This is a genomic window from Agromyces sp. NPDC058136 (assembly GCF_042884375.1).
In the GTDB taxonomy this organism is placed as follows: domain Bacteria; phylum Actinomycetota; class Actinomycetes; order Actinomycetales; family Microbacteriaceae; genus Agromyces.
The window spans coordinates 252,364-265,507 of the sequence record NZ_JBHVUA010000004.1; the positions used below are offsets into that span (position 1 = coordinate 252,364).

Here is a 13,144-nt window from a genome sequence, read left to right on the forward strand (position 1 = left end):
GAGGGGCGGATGCTCCGGGGCAGGCCCCGAGGCATCCGCCCCTCGTTTCGTGTCGCGGCGGACCGCGCGCCGCTCAGTCGTCGCGACCGGCGAGCTGCGCCTCCTCGTCGGCCTGGATGGCCGACTCGATGAGCGGGTCGAGCGCGCCGTTCATGACCTGGTCGAGGTTGTACGCCTTGTAGCCGGTGCGGTGATCGGCGATGCGGTTCTCGGGGAAGTTGTACGTGCGGATGCGCTCGGAGCGGTCCATCGAGCGGATCTGCGACTTGCGCGCGTCGGACGCCGCCGCGTCGAGCTCCTCCTGCTGGCGCGCGAGGATGCGGGCGCGGAGCACGCGCATCGCCGCCTCGCGGTTCTGCAGCTGCGACTTCTCGTTCTGCATCGACACGACGATGCCCGTCGGCAGGTGCGTGATGCGCACCGCCGAGTCGGTCGTGTTCACCGACTGACCGCCGGGGCCCGACGAACGGTACACGTCGATCTTGAGGTCGTTCTGGTTGATCTCGACCTCTTCGGGCTCGTCGACCTCGGGGAAGACGAGCACGCCCGTCGTCGAGGTGTGGATGCGCCCCTGCGTCTCGGTGACGGGCACGCGCTGCACGCGGTGCACGCCGCCCTCGTACTTGAGGTGCGCCCACACGCCCTGCGACGGGTCGCTCGCGTTCGACTTGATCGCGACCTGGACGTCCTTGTAGCCGCCGAGGTCGGACTCGTTGCGCTCGAGGAGCTCGGTCTTCCAGCCCTTGGACTGCGCGTACTGGATGTACATGCGCAGGAGGTCGGCGGCGAAGAGGGCGCTCTCGGCGCCGCCCTCGCCGCCCTTGATCTCCATGATGACGTCGCGGCCGTCGTCGGGGTCGCGCGGGATGAGGAGTCGCCGGAGCTTCTCCTGAGCCTGCGCGAGGCCCTCCTCGAGTGCGGGCACCTCCTCGGCGAACGCGTCGTCCTCCTTCGCGAGTTCGCGCGCTGCCGCGAGGTCGTCCTGCGCCTCGTGCCAGGCCTGATTCGCCGCGACGATCCGGCTCAGCTCGGCGTAGCGCCGGTTGACCTTCTTCGCGCGGGCCGCATCGGCGTGCAACGCCGGGTCGGCGAGCTCCTCCTGCAGCTGCGCGTGCTCGGCGAGCAGCGGCTGAACCGAATCGAACACGACGGCCTCAGCGGTGGTCGATCTCGTGCCCGTGCGAGCTGCCGTGGCCGGCGACCGGCATCGACTTCTGCATGAGCATGAGGAACTCGACGTTCGACTGCGTCTCCTTCAGGCGACCCAGCACCGCCTCGAGGGCGGGCTGCTGGTCGAGGCCGGCGAGGGCACGACGCAGCTTCCAGGTGATCTTCACCTCGTCGGCGTTCAGCAGCATCTCCTCGCGACGCGTCGACGAGGCGTTGACGTCGACGGCCGGGAAGATCCGCTTGTCGGCGAGCTGACGCGAAAGGCGCAGCTCGCTGTTGCCGGTGCCCTTGAACTCCTCGAAGATCACCTCGTCCATCTTCGAACCGGTCTCGACGAGCGCGGTCGCGAGAATGGTCAGCGAGCCGCCGTTCTCGATGTTGCGCGCGGCGCCGAAGAAGCGCTTCGGCGGGTACAGCGCCGAGGCGTCGACACCGCCCGAGAGGATGCGGCCCGAAGCGGGCGCGGCCAGGTTGTAGGCGCGGCCGAGGCGGGTGATCGAGTCGAGCAGCACGACGACGTCGTGGCCGAGCTCGACGAGGCGCTTCGCACGCTCGATGGCGAGCTCGGCGACCGTCGTGTGGTCTTCGGCGGGGCGGTCGAAGGTCGAGGCGATGACCTCGCCCTTCACCGTGCGCTGCATGTCGGTGACCTCTTCGGGGCGCTCGTCGACGAGCACGACCATGAGGTGGACCTCGGGGTTGTTGATCGAGATGGCGTTCGCGATCTGCTGCAGCACGATCGTCTTGCCCGCCTTCGGGGGTGCGACGATGAGGCCGCGCTGGCCCTTGCCGATGGGCGCGACGAGGTCGATGATGCGCTGCGTCAGCTTCGTCGGCTCGGTCTCGAGGCGCAGGCGCTCCTGCGGGTAGAGGGGCGTGAGCTTCTGGAACTCGACGCGCGCCGCCGCCTCGTCGATCGACTGGCCGTTGACCGAGTCGACCTTCACGAGGGCGTTGTACTTCTGGCGGCTGTTCGACTCGTTGTCGCGCGGCTGCTTGATCGAGCCGACGACGGCGTCGCCCTTGCGCAGGTGGTACTTCTTCACCTGTCCGAGCGAGACGTACACGTCGCTCGGGCCGGGCAGGTACCCGGTCGTGCGCACGAACGCGTAGTTGTCGAGCACGTCGAGGATGCCAGCGATCGGGATGAGCACGTCGTCGTCGAGGATCTCGGGCTCGAGTTCGTCGCCCGCACCGCCCTGGCCGCGGCGCTTGCGGTCGCGGTAGCGGCTGCGACGGCCGCCTTCGCCGTCGGCCTGCTGCGCGTCGCGGTTCTGGCCGTCGCGGTTCTGGCCCTGGTTCTGGCCGCCCTCGCCCTGCTGCGCGTCGCGGTTCTGGCCGCCCTGGTTCTGGCCGCCCTGGCGGCGGTCGCCGCCCTGGTTGCCGCCCTGCTTGCCCTTCTCGGCGTCGGCCTGACGCTCGGAGGACTTGCCGCGCGGCTCGCCGCCCTGGGCGCCGTCATTCTGGCCACCCTGGTTCTGGCCGCCCTGGTTCTGGCCGCCCTGGCGGCGGTCGCCGCCCTGCTTCTGGGCGTCGTCGCCGCGCTCACCGCGGTCGTTGCCGTTGCGGTCGTTGCCGCCGCGCTCACCGCGCTCGCCGCCACGACGGCCGCGGTTGCGATTGCGGCCCTGGCGGGGCTCGTCGCCCGAGGGCTGCTCGCCGTCGCCCTCCGACGCGGCGGGGCGGGTGCCCTCACCGGTCGCCGCGGCGAGCTCTTCGCGCACTGCGGCGCGAGCGGCCTCACGGGCCTCGTCCTCGCTCGGCACGAGGCCGAGGCCGGCGCCGCCGCCGTTCACGTGCTGCGCGGCAGCGGTCGTCGCGCTCGTCGCGCGACGCGGCTGACGGCCGCGACGCGGCGCGGCCTGCTCGGCCGGCGCCTCGACGGCGGATGCCTCGGGCGCGGCGTCGGCCGGAGCCTCGACCGCGGGCGCCTCGGCGGCGGCCGGAGCGGCCACGACGGGCTCAGCCGCGACGGGCTCGGCGACGTCGAGGTCGAGCGTCGGGGCTGCGTCGCCCGCCTGCTCGGCCTGACGGGCCGTGATCGCCTCGACGAGCTCGCCCTTGCGGAGCTTGGATGCCCCCACGATGCCGAGCGAGACCGCGAGCTCCTGGAGCTCGGCGACCTTGAGGCCGGTGAGGGGGGCGCTGTTCGCCACGCCAGCAGCGTGGTCGGATGCGTTGGTCACTGGGTGTTGTCCTTTCCCCTGGCGCAAGAGCTGCGCGGCAGGAGAGCTGATCGCGGCCTCGAGCGAGGTCGGCGCGCGGTGGCGCAGACATGCGCGAGAGCGAAAGCAAGAGATTGCCGGGAATTGCACGATGCGGCCGGGAGTACGAGCAGTGGTGACTGCGGTGCATCGCCTGCCGGGTGCGGTGTCAGTCTAACACTCCGCATCGGCCCGATCCGCCACGCGACGCGCCCTGTGGAGAACCTCGGTCCGTCGCATCCGCCGTTGACCGCTGACGTCCGTGACGCTCACCTCGACGGGCCGTCCGGCTGGACTTCCGCCTTTCGCTCCACGGTCTCCCGCGAGGAGCGGCGTCACCCCTCGCAGTCTGCCGCGGACGCCTCGCGGCGCTGGGCGCCGCGGACGCTGGGGCTGCCGCCTTTCGCGACAGTTCAGACCGCTACGCGCTCTGAACTGTCGCGCCCTTGAAGTCCACGGCGAGCGGGAGCGCCTGCCAGACCGTGTCGGCGACGCGCTCGACGAGCGCGGTCGCGGCGGCGCGCTCGCTCGGGTCGCTCGCGAGCACGAGGATCGACGGGCCCGCGCCCGACACGACGGCCGGATGCCCCGCCTCGCGCAGTGCCCGGATGAGCCGGTCGGTCTCGGGCATCGCCGCTGCGCGGTAGTGCTGGTGCAGCTTGTCCTCCGTCGCCTGGAACAGCAGTTCGGGGCTCTGGATGAGCGCGGCGACGAGGAGCGCCGAACGCGAGACGTTGAACACCGCGTCTTCGTGGGGCACCGACTCGGGCTGCAGCGAGCGGGCGAGCGCCGTCGACATCTCGTGCTCGGGCACGAGCACGAGCGGCGAGACGCCGCGGTGCACGATGAGTTTCTTGTGCCGCGGGCCCTCGGGGGTCACCCACGCGATCGTGAGCCCGCCGAACAGCGCAGGGGCGACGTTGTCGGGGTGGCCCTCGAGCTCGGTCGCGAGCTCGAGCAGCTCGTCGGCGGAGAATTCGACGACGCCCTCGAGCAGCCCCTTCGCAGCGACGACGCCCGCGACGATCGCCGCGCCGGAGGAGCCGAGGCCCCGCCCGTGCGGGATCGTGTTGTGCGCGACGAGCTTCAGCCCGGGCAGCGCGACGCCGGCGCGTTCGAAGGCGTGCGCGATCGAGCGCACGACGAGGTGCGAGGCATCCAGCGGCACCTCCCCCTCGCCGACCCCGTGCACCTCGACGACGACGCCGGGCTCGGCGGTCGCCGAGACCTCGAGCTCGTCGTAGCGGGCGAGCGCGAGGCCGAGCGTGTCGAAGCCGGGGCCGAGGTTCGCCGAGGTCGCGGGCACCTTCACCTGCACGGTGCGGCCCGCGAGCACGGTCTCGGCGGGGGCGACGAGGGTGCCCGTCATGAGACGAGCCCGAGCACCGCGGCGACGTCGGCGGTGTCGGCGGGGACGACCGTCGGCTGCACCTCGGAGCCGTCCGCGGTGCGGAGGGCCCACTGCGGGTCCTTCAGGCCGTGGCCGGTGACGGTGAGCACGACGCGCGCGCCCTTGGGCACGACGCCGGCTTCGGCGCGCTCGAGGAGGCCGGCGACCGAGATCGCCGAGGCGGGCTCGACGAAGATGCCGACCTCGGCCGAGAGGATGCGCTGCGCCTCGAGGATCTTCGCGTCGTCGATGGCTCCGAAGTAGCCGTCGGTCTCGTCGCGCGCCTGCAGGGCCAGGTCCCACGAGGCGGGGTTGCCGATGCGGATCGCGCTCGCGATCGTGTCGGGGTCGCGCACCGGCTCGCCGCGCACGATCGGCGCCGAACCCGCGGCCTGGAACCCGAACATGCGGGGCAGACGGGTGGCGTTGCCCGCCGCGATGTCCTCGCGGTAGCCACGGGTGTACGCGGTGTAGTTGCCGGCGTTGCCGACGGGGATGAAGTGGAAGTCGGGCGCGTCGCCGAGCACCTCGACGACCTCGAACGCCGCGGTCTTCTGCCCCTCGATGCGGTCGTTGTTGACCGAGTTCACGAGGTGCACCGGGTAGTTCGCCGCGAGGTCGCGGGCGATGTCGAGGCAGTCGTCGAAGTTGCCCTGCACCTGGATGAGCTCGCCGTTGTGGGCGATCGCCTGGCTGAGCTTGCCCATCGCGATCTTGCCCTCGGGCACGAGGACGGCGGCCTTGATGCCGGCGTGGGTCGCGTAGGCGGCGGCCGACGCCGAGGTGTTGCCGGTCGAGGCGCAGATGACGACCTTCGCACCGTGCTCGACGGCCTTCGTGACGGCCATCGTCATGCCGCGGTCCTTGAAGGAGCCGGTCGGGTTCATGCCCTCGAACTTCACCCAGACGTCGGCGCCGGTGCGGGCCGAGAGCGCGGGTGCGGGCAGGAGCGGGGTGCCGCCCTCACCGAGCGTGACGACGGGCGTCGCGTCGGTGACGTCGAGCCGGTCCGCGTACTCGCGGATGACTCCGCGCCACTGGCGGGAGTTGGCCTTGGGGGTGGGCTGCTGGTTCACACTGCTCCTTCGACTCGGAGGACGGACGCGACGGATGCGACGACGGGGCTCTGGGCGAGGGCGGCGACGGTCTCGGCGAGCGCGGACTCCTTCGCCTCGTGCGTCCCGATCACCAGCGTAGCCCGCTGCGACCCCTCGCTCACGCTCTGCTGGAGCTGCTCGACCGAGACGCCGTGCGTCGCGAAGATGCGGGCGATCTGCTCGAGGACGCCGGGTTCGTCGGTGACCTCGAGGGTGATCGCGTAGCGGGTGGTGATGCGGCCGATGTCGAGCACGGGCACCTCGGCCTGCGTCGACTCGGCGGTGCCGGGGCCCCCCGACACACGGCGGCGGGCGATGGCGACGAGGTCGCCGAGCACGGCGGAGGCGGTCTGCACTCCCCCGGCGCCCGCGCCGTAGAACATCAGGGGGCCTGCGGCGGATGCCTCGACGAAGACGGCGTTGTTCGCGCCGTGCACGGCGGCGAGCGGGTGGCTGCGCGGTACGAGCGCCGGGTAGACGCGCGCCGAGACGCCCTCCTCGCCGGTCTCGGGGTCGGTGAGGCGCTCGCAGATCGCGAGGAGCTTGACGACGTAGCCGGCCTTGCGGGCCGACTCGACCTGCGCGGCCGACACCTCGGTGATGCCCTCGCGGTGCACGGCCTCGACGGGCACGCTCGTGTGGAACGCGAGGCTCGCGAGGATCGCCGCCTTCTGGGCGGCGTCGTAACCGCCGATGTCGGCCGTCGGGTCGGCTTCGGCGTAGCCGAGCTCGGTCGCGGTCGCGAGGGCGTCCTCCAGGGATGCCCCGGTGGTGTCCATGCGGTCGAGGATGAAGTTCGTGGTGCCGTTGACGATGCCGAGGATGCGGTCGACCCGGTCGCCGGCGAGGCTCTCACGGAGCGGACGGATGATCGGGATCGCCCCGGCGACGGCCGCCTCGTAGGAGAGCTGCGCGCCCACCTGCTCGGCCGCGGCGAAGAGTTCGGGCCCGTGCGAGGCGAGGAGCGCCTTGTTGCCCGTGACGACGTCGGCGCCGGAGCCGATGGCCTGCAGCACGAGGCCGCGTGCCGGCTCGATGCCGCCGACGAGCTCGATCACGATGTCGGAGCCGAGGATGAGCGACTCGGCGTCGGTCGTGAAGAGCTCGGCGGGCAGCTCGGCGTCGCGCTTCGCGCTCGTGTCGCGCACCGCGATGCCGACGAGCTCGAGGCGCGCGCCGACGCGCTGGGCGAGCTCGTCGGAGTGCTCGAGGAGCAGCCGCGCCACCTGCGAGCCCACCGAGCCCGCTCCGAGCAGTCCGACTCGGATGGAGCGGTACTCGATCATGCGGGGGTCCCTTCGGTCGCGGCGTCGCCGGTGGCGGCCGTGTCGATTGCGGTCGGCTCGAGCCCGAGATCACGGGCGAGGAGGTCGTCGATCGTCTCGCCGCGCACGATGACGCGGGCCGAGCCTTCGCGCACCGCGACGACGGGCGGGCGCGGCACGTGGTTGTAGTTCGAGGAGAGCGACCAGCAGTACGCACCGGTGGCGGGAACGGCGAGGAGGTCGCCGGGGCCGGTGTCGGCCGGCAGGTACTCGGCGTCGACGACGATGTCGCCCGACTCGCAGTGCTTGCCGACGACGCGCGAGAGCGCCGGTGCCGCCGCGGAGGTGCGCGAGGCGAGGCGTGCCGAGTACTGGGCCTCGTAGAGTGCGGTGCGGGCGTTGTCGCTCATGCCGCCGTCGACGCTCACGTACCGCCGCTCGCCGCCGTCGATCGGCACGGCCTTGATCGTGCCCACCGTGTAGAGGGTGACGCCGGCCGGCCCGATGATCGAGCGGCCCGGTTCGAAGGCGAGCTTCGGCACCGGCAGCCCGCGTTCGCGGCAGCCGGCGACGACGGCGTCGAGGATGCCACGGGCGATGTCTTCGATCGGCTGCGGCGAGTCGGCCGCGGTGTAGGCGATGCCGAAGCCGCCGCCGAGGTTGAGCTCGGGCACCGGCGCGGCCGCCGAGAGCTCGGCGTGGGCCGCGAGCAGCCGCGATGCGGACTCGGCGAAGCCGGGGGCCTCGAAGATCTGCGAGCCGATGTGGCAGTGGAGGCCGAGGAACTCGAGGCTCTCGTGGCCGCGGATGCGGGCGCCGAGCTCGGCGGCCCGGTCGAGCGACACCCCGAACTTCTGGTCTTCGTGGGCGGTCGCGAGGAACTCGTGGGTCGAGGCGTGCACGCCGCTGTTGACCCGCAGGCGCACGCGCTGCCTGCGACCTGCGCGCGCGGCCGCCGCAGCGACCCGCTCGATCTCGATCTCGCTGTCGATGACGATCGCGCCGACGCCCGCGGCGACGGCCGCGTCGATCTCGGCGAGCGACTTGTTGTTGCCGTGGAACCCGATGCGGGCGGGGTCGACGCCCGCGCCGAGCGCGACCGCGAGTTCGCCGCCCGTGCAGACGTCGACGGCGAGCCCCTCCTCGGTGACCCAGCGCACGACCGCGCCCGAGAGGAACGCCTTGCCCGCGTAATAGACGGTCACATCGGTGCCGGCCGCCGCCGCCGCGGACTCGAACGCGAGTCGCGTGCGCCGGGCGCGCCCGCGCGCCTCGTCTTCGTCGACGACGTAGAGCGGGGTGCCGAAGCGGGCGGCGAGCGTCGCCGCGTCGAGCCCGCCGACGACGAGCCGGCCGGCCGCGTCGCGGTGCGCCGACTCGGGCCAGAGCTGTGGCACGAGTCCGTTGACGTCGTCGGGCGCGACGAGGCCCGAGGGGACGTCGGAGAGAGCGGATGCCACGGAGAAACCTCACGGAGGGGACGAATCGACGGTGCTCGCGGCGAGCGAACCCGGATCGGTTCCTGAAGCCTGATGCGTACCGGCCTTGTGGGTCGGCGTACCGCGAGTCTACCGAGCGCGAACGTCGAGGCCGAATCGAGCGGTCAGTCGCAGCTGCCGGTCTGCTGCAGCGCCGCCCCGTCGAGGACGACGTCGCGCCCCTCGAGATCGACGCGCAGCACGCCGGGCGCCGCCGCGACGGCCGCCACCTCGACGCCCTCGGGCAGGTGCTCGGCGACGCACACTGGAATCGGGTCGCTGCCGAGCACGCGGTCGACGACGCCCGAGAGGTCGAGCGAACCTCCGCCGGCGCCGATCTCGACGCCGACCGGCTGCAGCAGCACCTCGCGGCCCGCCGCGGTCGGCGTCGCGGTGACCTGGAAGGTGATCGACCGGCCCAGGAACTCGAGCGCGCCCTCGTAGCCGACGGTCGCGTCGCCGAGGGTGATCGACCCCGTGGCTCCGGGGATGTCGACGAGCGTGTCGAGCGCCGCCTGCTCGGCGGTGATGGTCGCCTCGAGGCGGTCGACCGGCTTCGCGAGATCGACGGGAACCCCCTCGAGCGACACCTGCACGTCGAGCGGGGCCCCCTCGACGACGAGCTCGGGCGCGCTCAGCGTCACCTGCTCCATCGTGCCCGAGAGGTACTGTCCGATCACCGAGAACCCGCCGATCGTCACGTCGACGTCGCCCTCGACGGTCTCGGGCAGGTTCGCCTGCACCTCCTCGGCGAGGCGCTGCTCGGCGACGCCGCGGGCGATCACGTCGGCGACGACGAGCAGCGCGACGACGCCGACGAGGCTCGCCCCGACGATGATCGCGATGCGCGCACCACGGCTCAGCCGTCGGCGGGGCGCGGACTCGGGCTCGGTGACATCCAGCTCGAGCGTCGGCTGTTCGTCGGACATCGGCCCGCCTTTCGGAGTCGTCTTCGCGAGGAGGCTACATGCGTTCGGGTGCGGACACGCCGACGAGCGCGAGTCCGTTGCGCAGCACCTGGCCGGTGGCGTCGTTCAGCCACAGGCGCGTGCGGTGCAGGTCGCCCACCGGCTCGTCGCCGAGCGGCAGCACGCGGCAGTTGTCGTACCAGCGGTGGTAGAGGCCCGCGAGCTCTTCGAGATAGCGGGCGACGCGGTGCGGCTCGCGCAGCTCGGCCGACTGGGCGACGATCCGCGGGAACTCCTGCAGCGCGCCGAGCAGCGCCGACTCGGTCTCGTGCCCGAGCAGCTCGGGCGCGAACGACGAGCGGTCGACGCCGGATGCCGCGGCATTGCGCGCGACCGCCGAGGTGCGGGCGTGCGCGTACTGCACGTAGAAGACCGGGTTGTCGTTCGTGCGGCGCTGCAGGATCTCGGGGTCGATCGTGAGCGGAGAGTCGGCCGGGTAGCGCGCGAGCGTGTAGCGCAGCGCGTCGGTGCCGAGCCAGGCCTGCAGGTCGTCGAGCTCGATGATGTTGCCCGCGCGCTTCGAGAGCTTCGCGCCGTTGACGCTCACCAGCTGCCCGATGAGCACCTCGACGTCGCGCTCGGGGTCGTCGCCCGCCGCGCCCGCGAGCGCCTTGAGACGGTGCACGTAGCCGTGGTGGTCGGCGCCGAGCAGGTAGATCTTGTGCTTGAAGCCGCGGTCGCCCTTGTCGAGGTAGAGGGCCGCGTCGGCCGCGAAGTAGGTGGGCACGCCGTTGCCGCGCACGAACACGCGGTCCTTGTCGTCGCCGAAGTCGGTGGTCTTCACCCACACGGCGTCGTCAGCGTCGTAGACGTGGCCCTGGGCGCGCAGGCGACCGAGGGCCGTGTCGATGTCGCTGATGCCGTCGTCGCCGCGGGCGTGCAGACGGCGCTCGCTCGTCCACACGTCGAAGTGCACGTTGAAGCGCTCGAGCGACGCGCGGATCTCGCCGAGCTGCAGTTCGTACGCGATCTCGGTCGCCGTGTGCAGCGCGAGGTCGTGGTCGAGCTCGGCGAGCTTCGGCTCGCGCTCGAGCACGCGCGCCGCGAGATCGGCGATGTAGCTGCCCGGGTAGCCGCCCTCGGGGGTCGGCTCGCCCTTCGCCGCGGCGAGGACCGAGGCGCCGAAGACCGCCATCTGGTTGCCGGCGTCGTTGATGTAGTACTCGTTCGCCACATCGGCGCCCGCTGCGCGGAGCACACGGCTGATCGAGTCGCCGAGCGCCGCCCAGCGGGTGTGCCCGATGTGCAGCGGACCCGTCGGGTTCGCCGAGACGAACTCGAGGTTGATCACGTTGCCCGCGAGCGAGTCGCTGCGGCCGTACGCCTCGCCCGCGTCGACGATCGTCTTCGCGAGGGCGCCGGCGGCGGCGGCCTCGAGTCGGATGTTGATGAAGCCGGGGCCCGCGACCTCGGCGCTCGCCACGCCGTCGAGCCCGGCGATGGCCGAGGCGAGCTCGCCGGCGACCTCGCGAGGGTTCTGGCCGAACGGCTTCGCGACGCGCATGGCGATGTTCGAGGCCCAGTCGCCGTGCTCGCGGAGCTTCGGACGTTCGAGCTTCACGTCGCCGGGTGTCAGCGCGAGTTCGACCTCGACGCCCGCGGCACGACGTCGCTCGGCGATGGCGAGGACGAGGTCGTACAGGGCGAGGGAGAGGTCGGTGGGAGTCACCCGCAAATCCTACCGGGTGGCGGTTGCTAAGGTTCGTCACATGCCGCGCCACTCCCGTCTGCCCCGGCTGCGATCGACCGGCCTCGCGCTCGTCGTCGTGGCATCCGCGTTCGCCTTGACCGGGTGCACCGAGCCGGCGCCCGACGCCGGGCCGAGCACCCCCGCGAGCGATGCGCCCGTGGAGAGCGACGGCGCCGTCGCGACGCCCGAACCGACCCCCGCCGAGAAGCCCGTGCCGTTCGAGGTCGACTGCGACGCGCTGCTCAGCGCCGACGACCTCTACGCCTACAACCCGAACTACGGCCAGGCGCCCGACTTCGAGCCCGCCGCCGCGGGCGTCGTCGGCGTCGCCGACGAGGCGGGCACGACGTGCGGCCTGCTCAACCAGACCAGCGGAACGCTCATCGAGTTCGGCGTCGCCACGCCCCCTCCCGGCGCGCTCGAGTCGCGCAAGAACGCGGCGGCGCTCGGCTCGAAGCCGGTGCCCACCTACGGCACCCCGCCCGAGATCGAGGGCTACTTCGCGGCGACCTCCGAGGGTGGCGAGGCGCAGGTGTTCACGGGCGAGTACTGGGTCGTCGTGTCCTCCACGGACTTCATCGAGCCCGGCGACCCGCAGGCGATCGTCGCGGCGATCGTCGCGAATCTCTCCGAGGCCTCCTGATGAGCGATGGCACGATCCGCCAGTCGCAGGGCACCCCTTCCTGGCTCGGCGCGGTGAACGACCGCGTCGGCCTCTCGGCGCTGCTCGACCACGGCCCCCTCACCCGCAACCGCATCTGCGAGCTCGTCGGGGTCTCGAAGCCGACGGCCTCGATGATGATGACCCGGCTCATCGCCGCGGGCGTCGTCGAGGAGAGCGGTCAGGTCGCCGGCAGCCCCGGGCGCAACGCCGCGCTCTACAAGGCGCGCACCGACCGTCCGCTCGGCGTCGCGATCGCGCTCGACGCGTTCCGGCTGCGGGCGCGGGTCGTCGACGCCGCGGGCGGGGACCGCCCGGTCGTGACGATCGACCTCCCCCGCGACCCGGCCGAACGCTCGGCCGTCGACGAGGTCGCCGCGGCGATCCGCGCGGCGAGCGAGGCCGCTGGCACCGACCCGCGGGTGGTGCACACGGTCTGCATCGGCACCGCCGGCTACGTCGACCCCCGCGGCGACGGGCAGCTCTTCAGCGAGACGCTGCCCGGCTGGCCGACGACGGGCCTCCGGGACGTGCTCGAACGCGAGCTCGGAGTCACCGTCTTCGTCGAGAACGACGTCAACCTCGCCGCCCTCGCCGAACGGCAGACGGGCGCCGGCGAGGGCCGCGACGTCTTCGCGCTGCTCTGGCTCGGCAACGGCGTCGGCACCTCCTTCGACGTCGCGGGCGACCTGCACCGCGGCAGCTTCGGGGGCGCGGGCGAACTCGGCTTCCTCCCGCTCTCGGTGCAGGCCCACGCGCTCGACCCGAAGGCGGAGACGAGCACCGACCTCGTCGGCGCCGCCGCGATCCGACGGGTCGCCGCGGCGCACCGGGTGGCCGGGGTCGATCCGTCGACGGCCGACCTCGCGAGCATTCTCGCCGCGATCGCCGACAGCCCCTCCGCCGACGCGATCATCGACGAGTTCGGCGAGCGCATCGCGCACATCTCGCTGCCCCTGCTCGCGACGCTCGACCCCGGTCTGCTCGTGCTCGCCGGGCCCACCGCGGCGATCGGCGGCACCCGCCTCGCCGACGCCGTCGAGCGCGAGATCCGCCGGCTCAGCCGCTGGTACCCCGAGGTCGTGGCCACCCATGTCGAGGGCGACGCCGTACTGCAGGGAGCGCACGCGTTCCTCACGGCGAAGGTCCGCGAAGAACTGCTCAGCAAGGTCGCGAGACTCGCCGTTCCCTGATCGGCGCGGCACACGTCGCCGAGGGCCG

General features: G+C 72.5%; 10 protein-coding genes. 2 read left to right on the forward strand and 8 right to left on the reverse strand.

Annotation, left to right across the window (positions count from 1 at the left end; all coding sequences use genetic code 11):
• Positions 1–73 precede the first annotated feature (73 nt).
• The 8 genes from prfA to ACFVTX_RS13400 form a co-directional block, all read right to left on the reverse strand.
• Positions 74–1,147 (reverse strand): peptide chain release factor 1, encoded by a 1,074-nt coding sequence (gene prfA, locus ACFVTX_RS13365; RefSeq protein ID WP_386900851.1) that lies wholly within the window; start codon positions 1,145–1,147, stop codon positions 74–76.
• A 7-nt stretch (positions 1,148–1,154) separates the two neighbouring features.
• Positions 1,155–3,356, reverse strand: coding sequence for a transcription termination factor Rho (gene rho / locus ACFVTX_RS13370; RefSeq protein ID WP_386900853.1), 2,202 nt, complete (start codon positions 3,354–3,356; stop codon positions 1,155–1,157).
• A 439-nt stretch (positions 3,357–3,795) separates the two neighbouring features.
• Positions 3,796–4,743, reverse strand: coding sequence for a homoserine kinase (gene thrB / locus ACFVTX_RS13375; RefSeq protein ID WP_386900855.1), 948 nt, complete (start codon positions 4,741–4,743; stop codon positions 3,796–3,798).
• Complete coding sequence (gene thrC, locus ACFVTX_RS13380; RefSeq protein ID WP_386900857.1) at positions 4,740–5,840, reverse strand: threonine synthase; 1,101 nt, start codon at positions 5,838–5,840, stop codon at positions 4,740–4,742. The genes thrB and thrC overlap by 4 nt, the downstream gene beginning before the upstream one ends.
• Positions 5,837–7,147, reverse strand: a complete 1,311-nt coding sequence (locus ACFVTX_RS13385; RefSeq protein WP_386900859.1) for a homoserine dehydrogenase — start codon at positions 7,145–7,147, stop codon at positions 5,837–5,839. Before ACFVTX_RS13385 ends, thrC begins: the two co-directional genes overlap by 4 nt.
• Positions 7,144–8,586 carry a diaminopimelate decarboxylase gene (gene lysA / locus ACFVTX_RS13390; protein ID WP_386900861.1) on the reverse strand — a complete coding sequence of 481 codons (1,443 nt, stop codon included), beginning with the start codon at positions 8,584–8,586 and terminating at the stop codon, positions 7,144–7,146. Before lysA ends, ACFVTX_RS13385 begins: the two co-directional genes overlap by 4 nt.
• Positions 8,587–8,729: 143 nt before the next feature.
• Positions 8,730–9,533, reverse strand: coding sequence for a DUF2993 domain-containing protein (locus ACFVTX_RS13395; RefSeq protein WP_386900863.1), 804 nt, complete (start codon positions 9,531–9,533; stop codon positions 8,730–8,732).
• Between the two features lie 34 nt (positions 9,534–9,567).
• Positions 9,568–11,241, reverse strand: a complete 1,674-nt coding sequence (locus ACFVTX_RS13400; RefSeq protein ID WP_386900865.1) for an arginine--tRNA ligase — start codon at positions 11,239–11,241, stop codon at positions 9,568–9,570.
• A gap of 40 nt (positions 11,242–11,281) precedes the next feature.
• Here ACFVTX_RS13400 and ACFVTX_RS13405 point away from each other — a divergent pair, with 40 nt between their 5' ends.
• Positions 11,282–11,905 carry an iron ABC transporter ATP-binding protein gene (locus ACFVTX_RS13405; RefSeq protein ID WP_386900867.1) on the forward strand — a complete coding sequence of 208 codons (624 nt, stop codon included), beginning with the start codon at positions 11,282–11,284 and terminating at the stop codon, positions 11,903–11,905.
• Positions 11,905–13,116 (forward strand): ROK family protein, encoded by a 1,212-nt coding sequence (locus ACFVTX_RS13410; RefSeq protein ID WP_386900869.1) that lies wholly within the window; start codon positions 11,905–11,907, stop codon positions 13,114–13,116. Before ACFVTX_RS13405 ends, ACFVTX_RS13410 begins: the two co-directional genes overlap by 1 nt.
• Positions 13,117–13,144: the final 28 nt, after the last annotated feature.

Coding starts and splice junctions, on each gene's coding strand:
- thrB (WP_386900855.1), bottom strand. CDS start 4,743: ATGACGGGCACCCTCGTCGCCCCCGCCGAGACCGTGCTCGCGGGCCGC.
- ACFVTX_RS13385 (WP_386900859.1), bottom strand. CDS start 7,147: ATGATCGAGTACCGCTCCATCCGAGTCGGACTGCTCGGAGCGGGCTCG.
- ACFVTX_RS13395 (WP_386900863.1), bottom strand. CDS start 9,533: ATGTCCGACGAACAGCCGACGCTCGAGCTGGATGTCACCGAGCCCGAG.
- ACFVTX_RS13405 (WP_386900867.1), top strand. CDS start 11,282: ATGCCGCGCCACTCCCGTCTGCCCCGGCTGCGATCGACCGGCCTCGCG.
- ACFVTX_RS13410 (WP_386900869.1), top strand. CDS start 11,905: ATGAGCGATGGCACGATCCGCCAGTCGCAGGGCACCCCTTCCTGGCTC.